The organism is Microbacterium sp. STRO-2N, assembly GCF_057747775.1.
Genome location: NZ_CM173223.1, coordinates 556,843 through 580,627, shown reverse-complemented (window position 1 = coordinate 580,627; position 23,785 = coordinate 556,843). Strand labels below are relative to the sequence as shown.

Annotated in this window: 13 protein-coding genes; 9 read left to right on the top strand and 4 right to left on the bottom strand. The window is 69.7% G+C overall.

From position 1 onward, the window contains the following. The first annotated feature begins 108 nt into the window (after positions 1-108). Positions 109-2,802, top strand: coding sequence for a LamG-like jellyroll fold domain-containing protein (locus AC3ANN_RS02405; protein ID WP_488339421.1), 2,694 nt, complete (start codon positions 109-111; stop codon positions 2,800-2,802). Between the two features lie 717 nt (positions 2,803-3,519). After that, complete coding sequence (locus AC3ANN_RS02400; protein WP_488339420.1) at positions 3,520-4,872, top strand: ApeA N-terminal domain 1-containing protein; 1,353 nt, start codon at positions 3,520-3,522, stop codon at positions 4,870-4,872. Between the two features lie 178 nt (positions 4,873-5,050). Here the strand turns inward: AC3ANN_RS02400 and AC3ANN_RS02395 are convergent, their stop codons facing one another. Next, positions 5,051-5,368: a hypothetical protein gene (locus tag AC3ANN_RS02395; RefSeq protein WP_488339419.1), complete on the bottom strand. Its 318-nt coding sequence runs from the start codon at positions 5,366-5,368 to the stop codon at positions 5,051-5,053. Between the two features lie 180 nt (positions 5,369-5,548). Here AC3ANN_RS02395 and AC3ANN_RS02390 point away from each other — a divergent pair, with 180 nt between their 5' ends. From AC3ANN_RS02390 to AC3ANN_RS02370, 5 genes are all read left to right on the top strand, one after another. After that, positions 5,549-6,268: an AraC family transcriptional regulator gene (locus AC3ANN_RS02390; protein WP_488339418.1), complete on the top strand. Its 720-nt coding sequence runs from the start codon at positions 5,549-5,551 to the stop codon at positions 6,266-6,268. A gap of 55 nt (positions 6,269-6,323) precedes the next feature. Next, entirely contained in the window at positions 6,324-7,142 is an 819-nt protein-coding gene (locus AC3ANN_RS02385; protein WP_488339417.1) for an alpha/beta fold hydrolase, read from the top strand. A 1-nt stretch (position 7,143) separates the two neighbouring features. Further along, the gene (locus tag AC3ANN_RS02380) at positions 7,144-7,707 is read left to right on the top strand and encodes a dihydrofolate reductase family protein (RefSeq protein ID WP_488339416.1); all 564 of its coding nucleotides are present in this window, start codon (positions 7,144-7,146) and stop codon (positions 7,705-7,707) included. Positions 7,708-7,764: 57 nt separating this feature from the next. After that, the gene (locus AC3ANN_RS02375) at positions 7,765-8,838 is read left to right on the top strand and encodes a winged helix DNA-binding domain-containing protein (protein WP_488339415.1); all 1,074 of its coding nucleotides are present in this window, start codon (positions 7,765-7,767) and stop codon (positions 8,836-8,838) included. A 107-nt stretch (positions 8,839-8,945) separates the two neighbouring features. Beyond that, the gene (locus AC3ANN_RS02370) at positions 8,946-9,869 is read left to right on the top strand and encodes a S1C family serine protease (RefSeq protein WP_488339414.1); all 924 of its coding nucleotides are present in this window, start codon (positions 8,946-8,948) and stop codon (positions 9,867-9,869) included. A gap of 219 nt (positions 9,870-10,088) precedes the next feature. Here AC3ANN_RS02370 and AC3ANN_RS02365 read toward each other — a convergent pair whose 3' ends face one another. After that, positions 10,089-13,487: a family 43 glycosylhydrolase gene (locus tag AC3ANN_RS02365; protein ID WP_488339413.1), complete on the bottom strand. Its 3,399-nt coding sequence runs from the start codon at positions 13,485-13,487 to the stop codon at positions 10,089-10,091. 13 nt (positions 13,488-13,500) lie between these two features. After that, positions 13,501-17,004 carry a family 43 glycosylhydrolase gene (locus AC3ANN_RS02360; protein WP_488339412.1) on the bottom strand — a complete coding sequence of 1,168 codons (3,504 nt, stop codon included), beginning with the start codon at positions 17,002-17,004 and terminating at the stop codon, positions 13,501-13,503. 219 nt (positions 17,005-17,223) lie between these two features. On the opposite strand from AC3ANN_RS02360, the gene AC3ANN_RS02355 reads away from it, so the two are divergent. Both AC3ANN_RS02355 and AC3ANN_RS02350 read left to right on the top strand, forming a co-directional pair. Beyond that, positions 17,224-20,664 carry an immunoglobulin-like domain-containing protein gene (locus tag AC3ANN_RS02355; RefSeq protein ID WP_488339411.1) on the top strand — a complete coding sequence of 1,147 codons (3,441 nt, stop codon included), beginning with the start codon at positions 17,224-17,226 and terminating at the stop codon, positions 20,662-20,664. Between the two features lie 103 nt (positions 20,665-20,767). Next, entirely contained in the window at positions 20,768-21,721 is a 954-nt protein-coding gene (locus AC3ANN_RS02350; RefSeq protein ID WP_488340892.1) for an oxygenase MpaB family protein, read from the top strand. A 79-nt stretch (positions 21,722-21,800) separates the two neighbouring features. On the opposite strand, the gene AC3ANN_RS02345 is transcribed toward AC3ANN_RS02350, so the two are convergent. Then, entirely contained in the window at positions 21,801-23,774 is a 1,974-nt protein-coding gene (locus tag AC3ANN_RS02345; protein WP_488339410.1) for an OmpL47-type beta-barrel domain-containing protein, read from the bottom strand. Between the last annotated feature and the right edge of the window lie 11 nt (positions 23,775-23,785).

The window sequence follows — 23,785 nt, the reverse complement described above, 5'->3', positions numbered from 1 at the left end:
ACAAGAGACGCTTGTCGGAACGACTACGTGAGCGCTAACATCACCGAACGGCGCGACGTCCGCGCTTCCCCGCGCACCGATCCGGACGCGCACAGCAAAGGAGCTGGAGTGATTCCCACCCCTCGTTCGACACCCGCTGAAACCGTTCCGCGCGGCCGCCGCGTGCTCGCGACGCTCGTCGGCGCGGCCCTCATCGCGGCAGGCCTCGTCCCACTCGGCGGCTCCGCGGCGGCGGGCGCCACCACCTCCGCCCCCACCGACGGGCTGCTCGCCGAGTACATCTTCGATCAGACCTCGGGCGCCAGCATCCCGAACCGCGTCGGGGGCGGTGCCGCCGCCACGGTCGTCAACGGCACAGACGCCCAGTGGACGGGCTCGTCGCTCGTCTTCGCGGGCGGCGCCAAGACCAGCACGACCGCGAACTGGGTGCGCCTGCCCGACAACGTGCTCAGCGGCAAGACGTCGGCGACCGTCACGATCGAGACGAAGCTCGACGCGTCGATGAAGAACAACTGGAACTTCCTCTGGAACATCGGCAGCGACTCGACGACCCAGTACTACTTCGCCTCCGTGCGCGACAATCCGCGCACGAGCATCACTGCGACGGGTGGCGGCGGCGAGGTCAACGCCCGCTCGGGCACGGCGCTCGACGCCGATCGCTGGTACAGCCTGACGTCGGTGATCGACGGCGCCGCAGGGCACATCACGTTCTACGTCGATGGCGTGCAGGTCGCGCGTTCGAACACAGCCCTGACCCCGGCATCCATCACCAACCAGACGCTCAACGCGATCGGCCGCGCCCCCTACCCCGACCCGATGTACAAGGGCGAGGTGTCGACGTTCCGCGTGTACGACCGCGCGCTCACGGCCGCCGAGGTGAACGATGTTTCGATGACGGATGCCGCGATCCACGCGTCCTCGCACCAGCAGGCCGCCGAGGCCCTCGCCGACGGCGTCGCAGCGATCACGTTCGACGAGGCGACGACGACCCTGCCCACGTATGGCGGCCGCGTGTCGTGGTCGTCGAGCGATCCCGCGATCACGATCGGCGCCGACGGCGTCACCGCGACCGCCGAGCAGCCCGCCGCGGGTGAGGCGCCGCTGCAGACTACGCTGACGGCCACCGCCACCGTGCGCGGCGCGACGGCCACCCGCCAGGTGCCCGTGACCGTGAAGCCCGAGGCGGCTCCGGGCGACGCGTTCGGCTACGCGATGGTGCACTTCATCGAGGACTCGGCGGGCTACGCCGAGAAGATCTACCTCGACGTATCGCGCGGCGACAACCCCGAGCAGTGGGACCCGCTCAACGGCGGCAAGCCGATCCTCGCGTCCGACCTCGGCACGACCGGCGTCCGCGACCCCTACCTGACGTACAACCCCGAGACCCAGACGTACTACATCATCGCGACCGACCTGCGCGTCTTCGGCGGCGACCGCGGCGTCACCGGCTGCATGGAGTGGTGCTACTGGAGCTCGAAGGGCAGCACGAAGCTGAACGTGTGGGAGTCGAAGGACCTCGTGACGTGGAGCGACCTACGTCAGTTCGACGTCGCCCTCTCGGGCGGCGCGAAGGTCGGCGAGTTCGGCATGGCGTGGGCTCCCGAGGCGACTTGGGTGCCCGACTACTACGGTCCCGGGCAGGGCGGTTTCGTCGTGTACTGGTCCTCGAACCTGTACACGAACGCCGAGCACACCGGTTCGTCGTACTCGCGCATCCTGTGGGGCGCCACGCCCGACTTCACCCAGGAGACGTACGAGTACGGCGGGGTCTTCATCGACGCCGGCGGCAACACCATCGACACCACGATCATCCAGAACGACGGCAAGACGTACCGCATCACGAAGGACAACTCGGCCGGCAAGGGCATCTACCTGGAGTCGACCGCGGCAACGGAGTGGTGGAAGCCCGCCGCGACGTGGACGCAGCTGCAGACGCGCATCGGCGCGGAGTGGGCCGGCGGCAACGCCGGTGGAGTCGAGGGTCCTGCGATCTTCCAGCGCCACGGTGAAGACAAGTGGTACCTCTACGTCGATGTCATCCCGTCGACCGGCTACCGGCCGATGCAGACGACGAACCTCGACGCCGGCTTCACGCAGCTGGTCTCGAGCAGCTTCCTCATGGCGCCGAGCACCAAACACGGCGGCATCGTCGGGCTCACGAAGGCGCAGTACGACGAGATCAGAACAGCGGATGCCGCGTCCGCCGTCTCGGGCGACCTCGGGGCGGTCGAGGTCGAGGCGGGTGCCACCGAGGACGCTGTGCGCTCGGCGCTTCCCACGGAAGCAGAGGTGGTGCTGGCGTACGGCCGTGGCACTTCGTCGCAGCCGGTCACGTGGAACCTGTCGGACGTCAACACCGCGGCGCCGGGCACGTACCAGGCCACCGGCACGGTGCGCACGATCGGCGCGAACCTCAACCAGTGGGTGGGCGCAGGCGGATCCACCGCGTGGAATGCGCCGGACCGGCAGCTCTACAGCTCGACCGCGGTCACCGTGACGGCCGACGTGGTCGTGACCGCCGCTGCCCCGCCGGTAACGGTGACCGTCGACACGCGGTGCGTGGCCGGCACGGTCACGCTCGTGGTGCGCACGACGAACGACGCCGACGTGCCGGTGAGCGTGACGCTGACAACGCCGTACGGCACGAAGAACGTCGGAGCTGTGCAGCCCGGGAAGACCTCGTCCGCTGCGTTCGCGACGCGTATGGCGTCGATTCCCGCTGGGACCGTGAACCTGGTCGCGACCGCGGGTGAGGAGTCAGCCGAGGCCTCCGCGTCGTACGCGGGGGCCAGCTGCGGCTGACCGAGGTGGTCGCATCGCGTTGAGGAGCGCCCCGCCGGACCCGAACCGGCGGGGCGCTTCCTTGTGCTTGCGGTGCGGTCGCCGCGGGCTCGCAGGTGGTCACGGGTTGTCGCATCAGTCGAACAGCGTTGGCTAGGTCCGTGAGCCTGCTCGTTTGTGGCGCCGACGAGTACGGAACCATCGCGCGGGGTAAACGAGCATCCCGTTCAGCGGCGTGCTGGCCGAGAGCGGCCTACGCGAATGCCGCGCGGTTGGGCACCGTCCCTCGTGCGCCAGCGCTGGCACGAAAGCAATGTACGCGCCTGGGTGGCGTCAACGGAGTCGGCGTACCCGGACCGGCTTCGACATCTCCTCAACGAAGACGGTTTCATCGACAAGGAATGCTTGCGGTCGGTAGGCGTAGTGGTACTCATAGTGGTATTCCGACTGCTGCCATCGACTACCGTCTGTGAACGCCACGATCGTCTTACCGTCCCAGCCTTTCCAAGATCCGACGATGCTCCGTCGCACGCTGGTAGGGAGCAACCGGACTCTTACTGGACGGCTCATGCCCTCGACGGACATCTTTCCGCTAGCGACCGAAACCTTGGGTCGATACGAGTAGTGGTATGGACTTGGCCGCTCCGCTCGTGGCGGCCAAGTCGTTCTGCGACGTGTTGCGTCAGCCCTGCTCGCTACCGTATTCACGTCATTGATTGCTGGAGCAAGGGGATACTCGTGAGTAGCAACATTCTCGTCGAGGGGACACCGCGCATCGGGTGGATGGTGGACGGTGATCCGGACACTCCAGAGATTGCAGTCATGCTCGAGCGCACCGACGAGGCGATCCAGCTCACCATCCCGACGAAGGGGATGTTCGAGCGTGACGACCCATACGGTCGATGGTTCTCCTCGGGCGTGGAGTACGGGGACGATCCCGACCGCACTCGCTTTCGCTACACGCCGCCCTCCAGCCTGCTGTTCAACGACCACCGCGGACACGTCAGCCTCATCGGGTGTCGACAGGACGCGGCATCGTTCAGCTCGAACGGGGCAGGTTTCGGGCGAGTCGTTGCAGAGTACGCCGTGTTGGGAGGCCGAAGCTGGGCCAACTTCGAGAGGGTCAACGGCGTCCGCACCGAGTTGACTGGGCTAGCTGAGTGGACTGGGATCAGTAGTCGCAGAGCCGAGGTGAAGAGCGACGAGGCGAATCGCACGCTCGAGTACACCATCACCATGCGCTCGCCAGCGGCGCAGCCACTCGCGAGAAACAAGAACCTGACCCTCGAGCCCAGTTGGCGGTCCAGCGTCCCAGCACCAGGAACCATCGCGACCCACGACGTCATCCAGATCGCGACGACCTCCAGACGACCCGAGGCGTGGGACGGGCTCCTTGCCCCCCACCGGGCCCTTCAAGACCTGCTGTCGCTGTCCGCGTGGAAACAGTTCGGATTCTCTCGCATCGAAGTTGGAGTCGCAGAGCAGCCGAATCGCCACGAAAAACCGGCAGACGGTGGGAACGAGATCATGGTGTGGTCGGAGGTCGTCACCCACCGCCTTCGCCTCGCCGAGACCGCGCCACCGGACGTCACATTCCTGTTCAAATTCGCAGATATTGGCGCAGCCGGCGTGCAGCGCTGGTTGCGCCTGCGGTCCAAGTATGAGCGCGCTCTGCTGCCGCTCATAGGGATCATCGACGAGAGGGGCCTATTCGTGGAGACGCGTGTCGCTCAGACCGGTATCGCCCTGGAGGCGCTCGGTTTTCAGCTTGCCAGCGACGGTGCGAATGGCTCCAAGCTGAACGCGCGAGGACAGATCACCTACAACGATGCGATGGAGGCGATTCTCGCTGACATGCCCTTCGTGCCAGTTCCCGACGTCGACGCCTGGAAGGAGCGATCCCGCCTCTCCTATATGGGAGTGAAGCACGCCGACAACCCGACTCCCGACATCGTGACGCTCGTCAATGCCTATCGCGAGAATGCGCTCGTCTTGCGATATTGGATTGCAGGGCGGCTCGGCTGTGCGGCGGAGACCCTGAGTCGGCGACTCGCCCGCGACCCGCTGAGGGGTGACTTGGTGACCGCTTGAGCGAGCAGTGACGGTTTCCCTACGGGGGCCGCGCTCGCGCGCCGTCGAGGCTCAGCTAGCTCGTTCAGGGACCCTCTAACGTTCGACTCCGTCGAGGCGCCGGTCTCCGCCGCTCAGGCGAGCCCACTCTCTCCCTTCCGTGCGTCGCCCGCAACGGGATCCTCGATAGAGGCGCCGGTCAGCTGCGCTGCACGTAGTGGCGCACGGTGTCGTCCCGCTCGACCAGGAAGCGATCGTCTTCGGGGTAGTACACCGCCTTCTCGATGTCGTCTCCCGCGAAGCCCCGGATGCTCTCGAGACTGTCCCAGCGCGAGACCGTCATGATCTCGGTCAGCCCGTCCGGGAGTTCGCGCGTCAGTGTCCACGCGTCACGATTGCCCGGCGTCGAGCGGTACTCTTCGACGCCGGTGCGCTCGACATAGTCGACATACTCGTCGCGATCCGCAGTGCGGACGACTCCGCGCCACATTCGGACGACGTTCTGCTCATCGCTCATACCGACATCCTCGTGTCCGCCGTGGCCGAGCGCGAGAGGCCACAACTCGCACCCCGCCGCCCCCGTTCGGGTCCCTCATCGTGCCAGTGGGCGCATGGGGGCTTCACCGCGCAACGCTCCCCGAAAGCGCCCCACCCTCGCGGGGGTGGTGGCAGGCTGTTCGCGAGGTAGGGGGTGCGGATGGCGATCGAGAGCGAGCATCGCGAGTCCGACTCCCCGTACGTCTCGCGAATCTGGCGAGGCCGCACCAGCGGGTCCGGTCTGATGACGTCGGTCGCGACGTCCACGTGGGAGCTGGTGTTCTGGGAGGACCGTGGCGTCATGCACGCCGCGGCGCGCGGCCCCGAGACGGGGCCCACGTCGGTGGAAATCGAGGGCGACTCCGAGTCGTTCGGGATCACCTTCGCCCACGGCACGTCCATGCCGCACCTGCCGGCCCGCGGGCTCGTCGACTCCGGAGCCGAGAGCCCCTACACGCACGGGCGCCATTTCGTGCTCCGGGGTGCGGAGTGGGAGATCCCCGACTTCGACAACGCCGAGCAGCTGGTGCAGAAGCTCGTGCGCGCCGGCGTTATCGTGCGCGATCCCCTCGTCGACGACGTCGTCTGGGGTGGCGTTGCCAGGGTCGGAACCCGCTCCGTCCAGCGGCGGGTCGCGGCGTCGACGGGCCTCACGGCGGGGGCGATCCGGCAGATCGAGCGCGCACGCCAAGCCGCGCTGCTGATCGGCGAGGGGATTCCAGCGGCGCACGTGGCGCACGAACTCGGGTTCTTCGATCAGCCGCATCTGGCCAAGGCGCTGCAGCGATTCATCGGTCGCACCGCGACGCAGCTGCAGAAGCCGGATGCCGCGGACCCACTGTCGCTTCTGTACAAGACCCGCGATCTGCCCTCTTCGTAGCGTGGTCGCGACGCGGTGGAACACCGCGCGAACCACACCGAAAGGAACCGACGCCATGTTCGATGGCACAGTCACGTCGGCAGACGGCACCGAGATCGCCTACAGCGCGTGGGGCGAGGGCGACCCGATCATCATCATCGACGGCGCGACCGCGTACCGCGCGACCACTCCCGAGAACTCGGCCACGGCGGAGCTGCTCGCCGACGAGTACCGCGTCATCAACTACGACCGCCGAGGTCGTGGTGAGAGCGGCGACACCGCTCCGTACGCCGTCGAGCGCGAGTTCGAGGACCTGACCGCGATCATCGAGCAGGCCGGCGGCGGCCGGCCGGCCACCGTGTTCGGGTGGTCGTCTGGCGGGCTGCTCGCGCTGAACGCCGCTCAGTCCGGCGTTCCTGTCGCGCGCCTGGCCGTGTTCGAGCCGCCCGTCGTGGTGGACGACTCGCGCCCTCCCCTGCCGACGGACTACGTCGAACGCCTGGATGCCGCGGTCGCGGCCGGACGGCCGGGCGACGCGGTCGCGCTGTTCCTGACGGCCGCCGTCGGCCTGCCCGAAGACATGGTGCCGGGCGTGCAGCAGGATCGCGACGCCTGGGCGAAGCTCGAGGCGATCGCGCCGACCATCGCGTACGACGGCCGCCAGGTGGGCGACACTATGTCGGGCAATCCGCTCGCGCGTGACCTGTGGGGGCGTATCGACGTCCCCGTCCTGGTGATGCACGGCGACGCCACCTGGCCGGCGCTCAAGGCGGGAGCACGTGCCGTCGCGGAAGCGCTGCCGACCGCGACCCTGCGCGCGGTGCCGGGCAAGAACCACAGCACCACCCCCGACGTCCTCGCCGAGGCGTTGCGCGACTTCATCCGGGAGAACTGACATGGGCAAGATCGTCGTCACCGAATTCATCTCGCTCGACGGCGTCGTGGAGGCGCCCGGAGGCGAAGAGTTCCGCTACCCGAACTGGAGCTTCGAATTCGACAGAGGCGCAGAGGGCGAGCGCTTCAAGGAACTCGAATCGCTCCAGGCCTCGGCGCTGCTGCTCGGGCGGGTCACCTATGAGGGTTTCGCAAGCGCGTGGCCGCAGTACGAGGGCGAGCTCGCCGACAAGTACAACAGCATGCCGAAGTTCGTCTTCTCGAGCACGCTCGAGAACCCGGACTGGACGAACACGACGGTGCTTCGGGGCGACCTGCGCGAGGAGGTGTCGTGGCTCACGCACGAGATCGAGGGCGAGATCTCGGTGGCCGGCAGCATCCGACTCGTCCAGAGCCTTCTCGCCGCGGACCTGGTCGACGAACTCCATCTGATGACCTTCCCCGTCACTCTCGGGTACGGCCGCATCCTCTGGGGTGAGACGCCCGACAAGAGCGCCTGGAACCTCACCGAGGCGACGACGTACGGCGACGGCGTCCTCGTCACCATCTACCAGCGGCGGCGGTGACCGGTCGAGCCGAGCCCACCACGCCTCGGCGTCGGAGCCACCCCCTACGCTCGTCGTGTGCTCACCGATCGTGACATCGCCCGCTGGCGCCTGCGCTCGCAGCACCTTGCTGCCCCGGTCGACGGAGCCGAGCAGGTCGTCCGGTCCCTCCTCGCCGTCCAGGCCGAGAACCCGTCGCAGTCGGCCTGGGCCGTGGCCACTCGTACGAAGAAACCCCACCAGGCGGACCTCGCCGAGCTGCTCACGAGCGGGCGCGTACTGAGAACCCACGTCCTGCGACCCACGTGGCATTACGTGCACGCCGATGATGCCCTGTGGCTGATCGAGCTGACCCGTGACAGGGTGCTGCCCACGATCGATCAGCAGCTCGTACCCGTCAAGGAGCGACTGGCCGCACTCACCGACGCCGTGCTCGAGGTGCTCGCCGAGTCGCCCGACCGGACGCGCGCTGAGCTCGCCGAATCGCTCGCGCAGCGCGGACACACCCTCACCGGGATGCAGCTCATGCTCTTGGCCGGGCACCTCGAGCTGCACGCCCTCATCTGCAGCGGTGCGCCCCGTGACGGCGAGCACACCTACGCGCTCTTCTCCGACCGGGTCCGCACGCCACGGCGCCTGGATCGAGACGAGGCGCTCGTCGAGCTGGCCCTGCGGTACTTCACCTCTCACGGCCCGGCGACGGAGCGCGACCTGGCCTACTGGGCAACGCTCACCCTCACCGACGTGCGCCGAGGGCTAGCCGGCGCGGCGGACCGGCTGGGGTCGTTCGAGCACGACGGACGGACCTACTGGCACGCCCCGGGCGAGCCACCGTCATCCGCTGCGCCACGCGGCCACCTGCTGCAGGTGCTGGACGAGATGTACCGCGGCTACCAGGACTCTCGCTGGGCACTCGACGCCGACGGCCTCGCCTCCCGGGGCCGCGAGACCGCGATCGGCATGGCCCTCGTCGACGGTCAGCTCGTCGCCGGCATGAAGCGCGGGGTCACGACGCGAGCCGTGACGTTCGAGCTTCGCGCGCTGCGACCCCTCGATTCCGCCGAGAAGGACGCGATTCAGGATGCCGCGACCCGCTATGCCCGTTACCTCGAGCTCGAGCCGCGCCTGTCGTGGCAAGAGCCATCGAGCTGACCGCGACCGGGTTGCTCGGCGGTGAGCCGACGCGCGGGCGGCGCCGACCGCTGTCCGCCGTGCGCGAACTCGAGCCGCGGCATCCGTCACGCGGAGACACTGGTGACGTGGACGATCAGGAAGCGCTCGACGCGTACTCGTCGACAGTCATGCGCGTCGCGCAGGCACTCATGCCGTCGGTCGCCTCTGTGCGTGTGCGCACGCCACAGGGCGTCGGCGCCGGCAGCGCGTCGGTCATCACGGAGCAGGGCCACCTGCTCACGAGCGCGCATGTGGTCGAGGGTGCGGATGCTGTAGAACTCGCGTTCCATGACGGCACCGAGGCGGCCGCGACGGTCGTCGGGTCCGATCCGCTCTCAGACCTTGCCGTGCTGCACGCGGAGGGATCCACGCCGCCGCCGGTGCGGATGGGGGACGCGACGTCTCTCGGCGTGGGGCAGCTGGTGGTTGCGCTCGGCAATCCGCACGGGTTCTCGGGGAGCGTGACCGCCGGCATCGTCTCGGCGCTCGGCAGGTCGCTGCCCACGCGCGCAGGGCGGGTGATCGACGAGGTCATCCAGACCGACGCCGCGCTGAATCCGGGCAACAGCGGCGGTGCGCTGGCGGACAGCGCAGGGCGCATGATCGGCGTCAACACGGCGGTCGCCGGCATCGGACTAGGCCTGGCGGTACCCATCAACGCCACGACGCGCGAGATCATCGACGCCCTGCGTACTGCCGGCCGCGTGCGCCGCGCGTGGCTGGGTGTCGCAGGCTCGACCGTCCCTCTCGGTCCGGAGGTCGCGATGAAAGCGGGCTCGCGGGTGGGGATGCAGGTGGTCTCGGTGATCCCGAACAGCCCCGCCGCTGTCGCGGGCGCCCGCGTCGGAGACATCGTGCTCTCGCTCGATGGCGCGCCCATCCCGAACCCCACAGCTTTGCAGCGCCGAATGGTCGAGGGCGCCATCGGCCGCCGGATCGAGATGACGGTCTGGCGCAACGGCGCGCTCGTCGACATCGTGGTGCTCCCGGAGGAGCTGCGGGTCCGCTGACGGGCAGGCTCCGGCATCCCTCAACAGGAGAACCGTCCTCCCACAGGACGGATCGTGGCCATTCGTCCTGTGGAAGGCCTGAAGTCCTGCTGGGCGGCCCCGAGACACGTCTGCTGCGGCCCGGACGACCTCGACGCGGCAGGCGCGCGACAGCGCGCCGCGGGGTCGGGACCCACCCGCGGCGCGCGTCGCGACGGCCGCTCTCGCGGCCGGGTCAGGTCACCCGCACGAAGCGGGTGCGGTGGTCACCTCCGTCGTGTGGGTCACCGGGGTTCCGGCGATCGTGGCCGCAGCGGTGAGCGTGACGGACCCCGCTGGCACCGACACCGCGCGCGTCGTGAAGGAGGCGGAGGCGCTCTTCCCCGCAGCGAGCGCCGCGAACGTCTTGGTCCCGTACTGCCCCGAGGCCGACACCGAGACGGGCACGTCCTCCCCGTTCGTCACGGTCAGCACCTGCACGACCTTGCCCGCGACGCAGCGCGCCGCCACCGAGGCAGTTACGTCGAGCGCGGGAGCGGTCACCGTCACGGTCGTCGTCACCGTGCGGTTCGAGGTCGCCAGCCACTCGGCATCCGTCATGTCCAAAATCGGGCTGCCGTCCTGGCGGAAGTAGACCATCCGGACGCCGGAGTCGCGCGTGCCGTTCTGCGTCGCCTTCGCGTGGAAGACGTTGATGAGGTTGCCGTCGTCGTCGTACGTGTACGAGTTGTGCCCCGGGCCCCAGTTGTTCGAGAAGACGCCCTCGTAGCTCCAGATCGCGTTGCCCCGTACGTCCCACGCCTCGGGATCGAGCAGGTCGCCGCCCGACGCTGCGGTGGCGAGACCCACACCGTACGTCCAGTCGATGTTCGAGCCCGAGAAGGTGATCATGACCTTCCCGTCGCGCTGGATCACGAACGGCCCCTCGGCGACCGGCGACGTGTTGGTCGACCACCCCTTGTCGGGGTAGACGATGGTCGACCGGGGGCTGGAGAGCCGCCATGGGCCTACCGTCGACGGCACGACCTCGGCGATCTTCAGGACCGCAGGGCCCGTCGAAGGCGCGACGACCCGCTCCGACCAGACCACGAAGTCCCTGCCGTCGTCCTCGAAGTGCGTCATGTCGAGCGTGATCCCGGTGCCGTACGTCGTCAGCGGCTGGCCGTCGGCGTCGACCACGCGCTGCGGGGTCTCCCAGTCGGCGCGGACAAGCGGGTTGCCGCCGGGCTTCAGTCGCATGGTGTACGACTGCACGCCCATCCACGAGTTGGTGCTGTTGGCGTTGGCCGCGAAGAGGATGTACAGGTCCCCGTCCACGACGTGCAGCTCGGGCGCCCACAGCTGGGCGTTCGTGCTGGTGCCCGACAGCCCGTAGCCGAGGATACGGTTGTCGGATGCCGACCCCAGGCCGGCGATCGTGTCGGCCTGGCGGATGAAGAACTCGTCCTGCCCGCTGTCGTCGGTCGCGATGTAGAGCCACGTCTTCTCGCCGCTCGGGAGCGTGTACCGCAGGACGTGCGGATCGGCGCGGTTCGGCAGCAGCGGGAAGATCGTGTCGGTGGGCTTCAGCGTTCCGGTCACCGTGTACTCCCCCGGCGTCGACGGGTCGACCGCAGACGTGTCCCAGTCCACGCGGAAGTCGTGCGTGCCGCCATCGGAGTAGTCGGCGGTCACCGTGTCGGGCAGCTCGACCTCGCCGCCCGCCGTGATCGTCGCGCCTTCCGGCGCCTGCAGACCGGTGTTGCGCACCCGCCCGAGCAGTTGCTCGGCCACGCGGGCCTCCGCCACGGTGACGGGGACGATCGACGCGGTCTCCGCGTACGTCACGTCGATCGTGCCCGTTCGCCCGACGGGCTGCTGGCCGATCTTCACCGCGGCGACCGAGCCGAAGTCGGCAGTGGTCCCGGTCAATGTCGATCCGGACGTGCTCGTCCACGCGATGCGGTAGGCGCTCACGCGGGAGTCCCACTCCGCCGACACTGCACCGCTCGCCCCCTGACCGGGGAGCGGGAGGAATCCGGCCTCGGTCCAGTCCGCGAGATCCCGCGACGTGAAGACGAGTGCGCCGGATGCGTCGGCCGCTCCCGTGTCGGAGGTGCGGCGCGCGATCATGCCGAAGCCTTCGTCACCGGCCAGGCGGAAGACGTACGGCTGTGCGAGGTAGCGCTTCGTCCCGTTGTTCGTCTCGGTCATTCCGCTGACCGTCGGGAAGACGACTCCCGCTCCGGAGTTCAGCGCGGTGAAGGTGGCGCCGTCCGCGCTGAGGGCGAGGTGGCCGGTGCGCGTGACCTCGGGGTCGTCGCCGCCGCGGGTGTTCTTCGACGTGGTGTACGCAGCTAGGCGCGAGGCGCCCGTCTCGGCGATCCGCACGTCGAGCTGCGTGGTCGCGGCGTCCGCGCCGGAGCCGACGACCGCCTCTAGCCGGGCTGCAGCGAATCCCTCGGTCGGACCGGTGGCGATCGCCCCGTCCACGACGGAGCCTGCACCCGACACGTGAGACCACACGACGGGCAGGCCGAGCGCGGTCGCCGGGAGCGCGTAGCCCTGCTCGAGCACGGACGGCAGCATCAGCGTCTCGGCCGCGCGCGCCGCCTGCTCGGCGGCCGTCGGGGCCTTCAGCACCGTGACCTCGAAGCTCTTCGTCGCGGTCTGCGCGCGCACCGTCGCGGTCGCCGTGAGAGTGACTGTCGTGTCGGCCGCGGGGCGGGTCACCTGCCCATTGGCGGCCACGATGCCGGCAGGCTGCGACGTCCACGTCACGCCGCCCGCGGTCGGGAGCACGAGGTCGGACTCGACCTGCGAGAGATCCTGCACGTTGGCGGCAGCGAGGTCGATCGCGTTCGCCACCTCGCGGGCGGTGGCCGCGGCATCCGTCGCCGACGCGGTCGCGATTTCGGCCGCCGACAGCGCCTCGTCGTACACGCGGAACGCCGAGACGCCGCCCTGATACAGCGTGTCGCCGTTATACGCGCTCTTGCCGATGAAGTTCATGGTGTGCGTCGTCAGATCGCTGAGCGCGACGGCGGAGTCGGCCTTCTGCGCGACCAGCGCCCCGTCGATATAGAGCGAGAGCGTCGACGTGGCGCCGTCGGGGTTCTTCGCGATCGTGGCTGCGACCGACTGCCACCGCCCCTGGACGAGCTTCGTCGGAGACGTGACCGACTGCTCGCCCGACCAGTTCGTCTTCGAGATCGCGACGCGTGGCGCCACGGGCTGGATGAAGAACTGGCCCGTCGACGAGTCACCCGACCCGCCCACGTTCCACAGGAACTTGTTGCCCGAGAGCGCCGTCGGGCTCGTCTCGATGACGATCGTCGCGGCGTTCCGTCCGGCGAGGAGGCCGTCGGGCAGCTTGACGTGGTTCGCCCCGGTGAGTTGCATGTATCCGCCGCGCCACGCCTCGCCGCCGACGACACCGGCGTCGCGGCCGGCTCCCGAGACGTCGCGCAGCACCGTGCCGCCGGTCTCCGAGAAGTCGTACGACGCCACCAGCGAGGCGGGCTCGGTCGCGTGCGCGGCGACCGGACCGGTCACGCCGACCGCGCCCGCCACGAGGGCGGTGCCGACCAGGCCGGCGAGGAGCTTCGTCCTCGGCGCGCGGCCTGACGCGCGCGGGACATCGATGTGTGTGCGATCCACGTGTCTTCCTTTCTCAGCCGCAGTACGCGGAGGGGTACGCCAGGTCGGTCGTGATCGTGGTGGGAGCGCCGTCGACGGTCGCCGACGCGTCGATGCCGACGGTGCCGGACTCGATCGAGGTCAGATGCGTCGAGAAGGCATGCGAGGTGGTCTTGCCACCGGCCACGGCCACGGTCTTCGTGCCGTACGGCGACCTCGTCGTCACCGAGACGGGGAACGCCTCGCCGTTCGTCACCGACACCGTCTGCACCACCTTGCCCGCGACGCATCTCGCGGCGGCGACGGCCGACACGTCGAGCGCCGGATCCGGCTCTCCGACGACCGTGACGGTCACCGAGACCGCACGGTTGCCGGGCGCGACCTCCTCGTCGGCCTCCATGTCGAAGATCGGGAGACCGTCGGCGGCGAAGTGCACGCGACGCACGAACGTGTCGCGTCCGGTCAGACCGTTGTTGCTCGTACGCGCATGGAAGACGTACAGCAGGTTGTCGTCCTCGTCGAACGACCACATGCCGTGGCCGGTGCCGAGCTGCCACTCGCCGTTGAACAGCCCGGACTTCTGGATCGGGTGATTCAGCTTCGACCAGGCAGCAGGGCTCGTCAGGTCGACCCCCTCGCCCGCCGTGGCGGTGGCGAGCCCCGTCGTGTAGGTGTCGCCGACGGTGGACCCGGAGTAGATCAGGTACAGCCTGCCATCGCGCACGTGCACGTTGGGTCCTTCGGCGATGGTGTTGTCCCACGCGTACTCGGGCGCCAGGATGCGCACCGGGGCCGAGGTGAGACGCGTCGGGTCGGCCGGGTCCATCCTCGCGATGAAGATCGAGCCGAGCATCTGCCACGCGTAGTACGACTGACCCGAGTCCTGGAAGTACGTCATGTCGAGCGAGATGCTCTGGACCGGGTTGAGGATCGATCCGTCGGCGCGGAGCACCTTCTGAGCCTTGGTCCAGTTCGCCGGCACGGCCGGGTCCAGGTCGTCGCCCAGCGCGTCCTGCTTCAGCTGGATGATGCTCGCGCGTCCGGTCCACATGTCGGGGCGACCGTTCGAGCCGTTGTAGCAGGGCATGAAGAGGATCGAGAGGCGACCGTCGATGACGTGGAACTCGGGAGCCCAGAAGCACCCCGTCATGACGCCTCCGTCGGCATCGGTGTCGCCCGCGCGAAGGAGGTCGATCTCGACGTTGCGTCCGTCGGCGATCGCCTCGTCGGAGAGATCCTCGATGCGGTCGGCGATCCGGATCGGCATGTGCGGGCCGTTCGCCGGGTCGATCGGGTTGAGGTTGAGGTCCTCCGTCGCGATCATGAGGAACTTCTCGTCGCCGTTCCAGTCGAACCGGAAGATGGAGGGATCGGCCCTCTCGTCGGCGAACGGGGTGGCGTACTCCGGCTGCTCCACCGTGCCGGTGACCTGGTACGTGCCCGGCGTGCCGGTGTCGACCGCCGCCAGCGACTCCGCGTCCCACGCGATCGCGCGGCTCGCCGACGATCCGTCGCTGTACGACAGTTCCGCGCGCTCGGGCAGCAGACCGTCCAGCGACCCGCCCACCTCGAGCTCGACGTCGTCGAGCGCGGCGACGCCGGTGTTGACGACCCGGCCGAATCGCACCCGCAGCGCATCGGCGATCTCGGGCGTCACCGCGATCGCGTTCCCACTCGCGTAGTTCGCGACCGCCGCGGATGCCACGCCGGCCGTCGCGCCCACCTCGCCGCGCAGCACCGGACCGCGGGTGGCGATGTCGGCGAGGTCGCCGAAGGTCGTGTACATGGGGGCGCCGGCGTCGGAGGTCCACGTGACGACGTACCTGTTCGACGCGGTGTCGAACACGACGGCCGGGTCGTTGACGCCGCTCGTCACCCCGACGTCGACCAGCCCGACCTCCTGGTACGTCAGCAGGTCGGCGCTGCGGGCGAAGAGCAACCGGTTCGACTGCGTCCCGTCAGCGGCGCCTCCCCGCGCGGTGCGGGTCGCGACGATGCCGAAGCCGCCGTCGGCCAGGTAGAAGAGGTGCGGGTCGCGCAGGCTCCGCAGAATGCTCTCGGTGGTGCCGTTCGGCGGCGGGGTCGCCGACGTCTTGGCGAAGAAGATGCCGTAGTTCTCGTTGAGTGGCGACCATCCCGCACCGTCCTCCAGCGCGAGGTGCATGCTGAGCGCGACATCGGCGTTGTTCGCCTCCGATACCGAGGTGGGGGTGCGGTGGTAGGCGAGCAGCTGCGCGGCCGTCGCCGGCAGCACGCGCACCGCGAACCGGCGCACGGACGACGCGCTCGTGGCGGCGTCGGTGACGGTCACCTCGATCTCGGCGTCGACGGGCTCGTCGTCGCCCGAGACGATCGCGTCGCCGACCTCGACAGCACCCGTCACCGCCGTGACGTCGATCGTGGTTCCTTCGGGTGCGGCAGGCAGCGCCGCGCCCGAACGCACGACAGACGGGATGACGAACCGCTGCGCGAGCCGGTCGGCACGCTGCTGGGCGGTCTCGGTCGAGGGCAGCACGGTCACCGTGATGGTCTGGGACGCCGTGATCCCGCGCACGTTCGCGGTCGCCGTGAGCTCCACCGGGACCGCCGGCTCGCCGGCCAGCGGCGCGGTGACCGAGCCCGTCGTCGAGACGACGGCGGGGTTGCTCGAGGCCCACGTGACGCGGCCGTTCGACGTCGGCAGGTCGATGTCGGTGCTCGTCTCCCGGTCGGCGAGACCGAGCGCATCGATGATCGCCTGGGCCTGGGCCCGCAGCTCGGAGGCGTGCGCCTGCGCGTCGTCGGCCGAGACCTCGGCGACCTCGACCGCTGTGAGGGCGCGGTCGAAGACGCGGAACGACGAGATCGCGCCCTGGAAGAGCGGATCCGGCCACGGCGCGCGGCCGATGGTGTTGAGGGACTGGTCCACCACGTCGGCGGGAGTGGCTCCCACGCTTCCGTGGGCGGCCCGCACTCCGTCGATGTACAGGGACGCCGTCCCCGCCGCTCCGTCGACCACCGACGTGACGTTGACCCACGTGTCGGCCGTCAGGCCGCACGAGCCCGACTGAACGAGCTGTTCCGCCCCGCCCGCCTTGATGCCCACGAGCGGCGAGCGTCCGGAACCGCAGTTGAGCGACGCGAAGAAGTACTCGGTCGCCGACGACTCGTTGCCGATGTTCCACAGGAAGTGGAACCCGTTGAGCATGGCGGCGGACGCCTTCACCTCGGCGGTCACGGTGGCCGACTCAGCACCCGTGAGCAGGTCGTCGGGCAGTTCCACCCAGTTGCCCGTCGAGGTCTTCGCACCACCACGGAGCGTCAGCGACGATCCCGTCCAGTCGGAGGCCTGCACGTTGCGCACGGTGGCCGCGCCGAATGTGGAGCCCACGGCGGTGTTCGGCACCGACGACCCCGACGCCTCGTCGAACAGGTACTCCGCCAGCAGGCCCTCGTCAGGCACCGCTGCGGCCGCGCTGCTCACGCCCAAGCCGACGATCATCGCACCGATCGCCACGACGGCGGCCGCTGTCTTCGGGGTCCGGGAGGACACTCTCATTCCACTCTCCATCAAGTGAGTCCGAACATCTTCGAACGGGTGTTATCGCTCACGTTAGCGGTAACCAAACGAATATCGCCACCGTTCGTCGCGTGAAGGTCCAAGAACGAGCGACGTCACGTCCGGCATCCGGTCTAGGAATGTGAGCGGTAACGCGATATCGTGACGGGCGATGCCCGCCACCCGAGCGGGCCACAGGCCGCGATGGAGAGGTTTGAGATGGCGACGACGTCAAGGCGACGCATCGGAGTGGCGGGAGCTGCGATCGCAGCGCTCGCCATGGGCATGCTCGCACCGCCCGCAGCACACGCGGATCCGGTTCCGGAGGACCCGGACCTGATCCTGCACTACGACTTCAGCACCGCAGGGTCGGTGACGGATGCCTCGGGCAACGGCAACGACGGCACGATCCTGGGCACAGGCGCCGCCGTCGCCGATGGGGTGCTGACCCTTCCCGGCGGAGCCGCCAACAGCGGTGCGGGCTACGTCCGGTTCCCCGCGAACCTGTTCGACGGCGAGGACACGCTGACGATCTCGACCTGGCTGCGCAACGACACCGGGGCGGGCAACTACGCCGCGATGTTCTTCGGCTCGGGCACGGGCACCTACCCGGCGCAGTACTGGCTGCTCAATCCGCGCAATCCGCAGAGCCGCTTCAAGAGCGTCGTCACCAACGGCAACGTCCCGACGGCGCCGTGGGGCACCGAGTACGGCATCTCGCCCACGAACGCCGCTCAGGGCATCGCCGGACCGACCACCGGCACCGCGTGGGGCATGTACACCACCGTCATCACGCCCACCTCGATCTCGGGGTACTACAACGGCGCCCTCGTCGGGACGGTGGCGACGACGCGCACGGTCACCGAGTTCGGCACCGCGCTCGTCGGCTACATCGGCCGGTCGACCTACGCCGACCCGTTCTTCAAGGGCTCGGTCGACGATGTCATCGTGTCGGCGTCCGCCTACAGCGCGGGGCAGATCGCCGAGCTGTACCACCTGAGCGACCGCACGACTCCCGCGCAGACGCAGGCCGCCCTCGCCGCCGACGCCGACGCGGTGTCGCTGCCGGGCGAGACCATCGCGAACCTCACGCTCCCGGCGGCCGGCAAGAGCCAGTCCCGCATCACATGGGCATCCTCGCGTCCCGACGTCATCGCCGCCGACGGCACCGTCACCCGGCCCTCGGCCGGTCAGTCCGATGCGACCGTGTCGCTGACGGCCACGTTCTCGCTGGGCGGCGAGACGCTCACGCGTTCCTACGATGTGACCGTGCCCGCCATCGACCCGCAGCGCGACCTCGAGCGCAGCGCCGACGCGTTCGACCTCGGCATCGAGGTCGTCACCGCCGACATCGTGCTGCGTGACTCCGTCGACGACATCGAGGTCTCCTGGGAGTCGTCGAAGCCCGGCGTCATCTCCCAGACCGGCGTCGTCACGCGTCCCTCGACCGACACCGGCGTAGAGCTGACGGCGACGTTCCGCCGCGGCGACCTCAGCGCCCAGCGCACGTACACCGTGACGGTCAAGGCGCAGGACACCGGTCGGGCCGTGGCCTACGTGCGCACCGGCGGCACCGCCAAGACCGAGGTGCTGCATCTCGCGATCGGCGCCGACGGCGCACCGCTCGTCGCACTCAACAACAACAAGGGCGTGCTCTACCCGACGTTCGGCACCGGCACGTCGCAGTTCGCGAACCCCACCCTGTTCCGTACCCCGGACGGCGGCTACGGCCTCGTCGCGACCGACAACGCCGCCAACGGACGCATCTTCGTCTACACCTCGAAGGACCTCGTGACCTTCACCGGCCAGAAGTGGGCGCTCACCAACACGGAGGGCATCGTCGTCTCTCGCGCCGATGTCGCCTACGACAACGGGATCCTGGCCTACCGCGTCGTGCTGCGCACTCCGGCCGGCGCCGCCTACGAGGTGACGACGTCCGACTTCACGACGTTCAGCAGCGCGCAGCCCATCACGGCGCCGGCGGTGCCGACGCTGACCGGCCTGCCGACCGGCGCGATCGAGGCATCCGCTCTGCCCGTCACCGATGCGGAGCTCGCTCTCCTGCAGAAGTCGCTCGGGCGCATCGTCAACACGACGGTGGATGCCGGCGACGACGTCCAGGTCGACGTGGGCGGCGAACTCGAGCTGCCGTCGAAGGTCGCCCTCGGCTACTCCGACGGATCGACGAAGCAGCTCGGCGTCGAGTGGGACACCTCGGCGGTCGACCTCGACACCCCGGGCGAGTACACCGTCACGGGCACCGTCAACCAGCCGGTGTACGGCGACAGCAAGGGGATCCTCGTCCCCGAGCGCGCCGACCCCTGGGTCTTCCGCGACGACGAGCGCACCGGCGAGACCGAGTACTACCTCACCGGCTCGTACCCCACCACGCAGGCGAACCCCGGCGTCGGCTACGACCGGATCGTGCTGCGGCGCGCCGACTCGATCAACGGGCTCTCGACCGCGCAGGAGCAGGTGCTGCTGTGGTCGCGCAACGCGGCCTCGCCCGACACGTCCAACGGCTCGAAGGTCGCGGTGGGCGCCTACCGCTACTTCTGGGCGCCGGAGCTTCACAAGATCAACGGCGACTGGTACATCCTGTTCACCTCGAGCCGAAGCACCGATGTGTGGAACATCCGCCCGGCGATCATGCGCGCACCCGGTGACAGCGACCCGATGGTCGCCTCGAACTGGGAGGAGCTCGGCTACATCAAGGCCGCGCCGGGCGACACCTCGGCGTTCACGAGCTTCTCGCTCGACATGACGTACTTCGAGGCGAACGGCAAGCACTACATGGTGTGGGCCGAGAAGCCGGGCAGCTCCGACCTGCGCATGGCCGAGATCGACCCGTCGAACCCCAGCCAGCTGATCACGCCGTCGATCCTGCTCTCCACGCCCAACTACGCGTGGGAGCGCACGGCGAGCCAGGTCATCAACGAGGGCCCCGCCGTCATCAAGAGCGACGACGAGGTGTTCGTGTTCTTCTCCGCCTCCGAGGTGAACGAGACGTACTCGATCGGCATGCTGCGCGCGCCGATCGGGGGCGATCTCATGAAGCAGTCGACGTGGCAGAAGACCGGCTACCCGCTGCTGACGTCGGACGACTTCGGCGGCCAGCAGAACGGGCCCGGGCACAACTCGTTCACGCTCGACGCCGACGGCAACCCCGTCATCGTCTACCACGCCCGCCCGCCGATCTCGGAGTGGATCCCGGGCGCCGACGGCGGCCTGAACGACCCGAGTCGTCACGCTCGGGTGAAAACGGTGCACTTCGCCGCCGACGGCTCAGCCGTGCTCAACCAGACGCGCGAGGAGGAGGTGGCGCCGGCGAACCGCACGGTGTCGCTCACCGTCACCGTGGTCGGCCCCGCGCTGGACGTGTCGGCGTCGGTGGCCACGCGCTGCGTGAGCGGAAAGGTCGTGCAGATCGTCACCGTGAAGAACGCCGAGGACTTCCCCGTGACCCTCACCGCGACGACGCCCCACGGTACGAAGGCGTTCGGCTCAGTGGCAGCGGGCAAGAGCGCGTCGGCCTCCTTCACCACCCGGCAGGTCTCAGTGCCGAGCGGCGACGTCGCGCTCACGGCGTCCGCCGTCGTCGACGGCACCCCGGTCACCGTGGAGCAGGAGATCCCGCACCCCGCGGCATCCTGCGGCTGACCCCGTCCCCCGATCCGGAACGGCCCGTCCCCGAGGGGGCGGGCCGTTCCGCGTCGCCGGGCCGAGGCATCCGCCGCCGTGGCACGCTGGTGACGTGACGACGATTCGCGCGAGCGGAGGCCGGTCCGCGAGGGCGGGCGGGCGCCCGACGCGCCTGCGGGCGCGGCTGCTCACGGCGCTGTCAGGAGACCCCGAGGGCACGCCGCCGTGGGTGCGCGTGCTGGCCGAGGGAGACGACCCGGGCTGGTTCGCCGAGGACGGTCCGGCGTGGACCGTGCACGCCGGCATGGGCACGATGGTCGCCGGCATCCGCGCGCTGCTGCTGCAGGCACTGCATCCGGGGGCGCTAGCGGGGGTGCACGACTGGTCGCGGTACCGAGAGGATCCGATCGGGCGGCTCACCGGCACGGTGCGGTGGGTGATCTGCCTGACGTACGGCTCCCGCGCGCAGGCCGAGCGCGAGACGGCGCGCGTCGGCCGGTTCCACCAGCGCGTCGCAGGCACCTACCAGGCGATCGACGGGCGCGAGATCCCGTACTCCGCGGCGGACGCCGATCTCGTCGAGTGGGTGCACCTCGCCTTCACCGACGCGTTCCTGACGTGCCACCAGACATGGGGACGCCCCATCCCCGGCGGACCCGACGCCTACGTCGCCGAGTGGGCGACGGCGGGCCGGCTCATGCGGGTCGCCGACCCGCCGCGAACCGAGGCCGAGCTGCGGCGCCGGCTCGACGCGCACCTCGACGACGGCGTGCTGCGCCGGGACGCGCGCGTCGACGACGTCGTCCGGTTCCTCCGGCGTCCGCCGTTCCGTGACTCGCGCCCTATGGCACTGGCCTACCGCGTGCTCTTCGCGAGCGCGGTCGCCACGATCCCGGCCCGGTACCGCCGGCTGCTGGGGCTGCGTCGCACGTGGCTCCCGGTCGTCACGGCGACCCGGCTCATCCTCGCGGTCACCGAGAGGACCCTCGGCGCCGGACCCCGTGCGCAGGACTTCGCGCGCGTGCGGTTGCGCCGTCTCGAGAGAGCGGATGCCGCACACCGCGGCTCCTCGTGAACCACCCGGACTCTTCCGCACGTCCCCGGCACGCGGAACGGCCCGCGATCCGAGGACCGCGGGCCGTTCGCGAGGCGGCTCAGGAGCCGCAGTTGAACGCCGGGTAAGCGACCGTCCCTTCGTAGGTCGCGTCACCGGCAGAGCCCGTCACCGAGACCTCGCCGGCCACGACCCCGAGGGCGCGCGTCGCGAAGGTCGCGGTCGCCGCCGTGCCCGGGGCGACGGCGGAGAGCGTCTTCGAGCCGAACGCGGTCTGCACCGTCACGTCCGCCGCGACGTCATCGGCGTTGCGCACCGACACCGCGAGGTACGTCTTGCCCGCCACGCAGCGCTGGCCGACCGTGGGCTGCAGGTCGAGGCCGTCGGCGACGAGCGCGGGCAGCTCGACCGTGACGTGCGCTTCGACGTTGCCCGCGGCATCCTGCGCCTGCACGTGGACGTAACGCGGCTCTGTCGTGAGCTGCACCGAGAACGGCTCCTCGTACGTGGCGTACATGTTGTTCGTCTCGCCGGTCGGCGACGGGTCGGGGCCGTCCGACCACACCGTTCGGGTGACGCCCGAGCCCGGCTGCGCGTCGGACGGGGTCAGCGTCACGGTGACGGACGTGCCGTCGACGACGATCCAGTCGATGCCGGTCTGCGGTGCGACGGTGTCGACCTTGATCGACTCGGATGCCTCGCCCACCGCGCCGTCCTCGCTCGTGGCGCGGGCGCTGATCGTGACCTCGCCCTGCGCGTCGACCGTGAACGGCTGGTCGTACGCGTGCCACGTCGCGCCGTCGAGGCTGTACTCGATGCTTGCGACAGGGCTGGCGGTCTCGTCCGCGGTGACCGTGACGGTCGGCGCGGTCGTGTACCACCCCGAACCCTGCGGCGCGGAGTCCAGCTCGATCGCGACGATCGGCTCGGCCTGGGTGAGCGGCTCGACGACGAACACCGTGGCGAGCGCACCGGGCTCGTAGCCCGCGACGGTGCCCTCGACGTCGAAGATCGCGTCGGCCTCGGCGTAGGCGGCCGGATCGATCGCCGCCCATTCGACGTCGACGGCGCTGCTCGCCGTGCCGTCGTCGTACGTGGCGCGCACGGTTGCGGGGAGCACCGGCGCGACGCCGGGCGTCGTGATCGTCGCGGTGTAGTCGACGGCGTCGATCGCCTCTGAGAGCGCGTCGGCGACGAACACGGTGGCCGTGACGGTCTGCCCGTCGTACCCCGCGGGATCGCCGGCGACCTCGAACTCACCGGCCGCCGCGTACTTCGACTCCGCGACAGCCGCCCACTCGACGTCGACGTAGGTCAGAGGTCCGTCCTCGCCGATCACCCACACCTGCTCGGGCAGCGCAGGCGCCGTGCCGGTGACGGTGCGCACCGCGACGCGCTCCGAGTCGATGAACGCGTTCGGGTCCTCAGGCTCGGGATCGACGACCGGCGCGTTGACGCCCCACACCTCCCACTCGATGACGCTCGTGGCCTTGCGCTGGCCGTCGAACACTACGCGGTCGAGCACCAGCCGGACGCCTGTCGTGGTGACCGCGTCGAACGTCGCCTGCACCGGCGGCAGCGACGACACCGGGTTCGCGGTGTCGAGCACCGGAACCGGGTACTCGAGACCCGCGCCGGTCACCGGCGCCCACTCCCCCGCCTTCGTGAGGTACTCGACCTTCCACGCCGCCGGGATCATGACGCCCGCATCGCCGGTGATGCGGTTCTGCCACAGGTAGAGCTTCGACGAGCTCACCGTGACCGGACGCTCCCACGTGTAGGTGGCGACGTCCTGCGTCGGGTTGCCCGGCGCCCCCCACGTGCCCCACATCTGCGTGTAGGTGTTCGTGGGTGCGACGTTGCCGTTGTTCAGAGCAGCCGCCGAGTTCCACCCGGTGACGTAGCTCACCTCGAGCGCGGGCGCGTTCTCGCCCGACGCGAGGGCCACGTTGAACGGCTCCTCGACGGCGGTCGCGGGCGCGGCGGTCGCGGCCGCTGCGACGAGCGCCACTGTCACCGCCACCGCAGCCGCGATCTTCTTCACGCCGGACCGGCCGGAACGAAGCGTGTGCATGGATGTCCTCT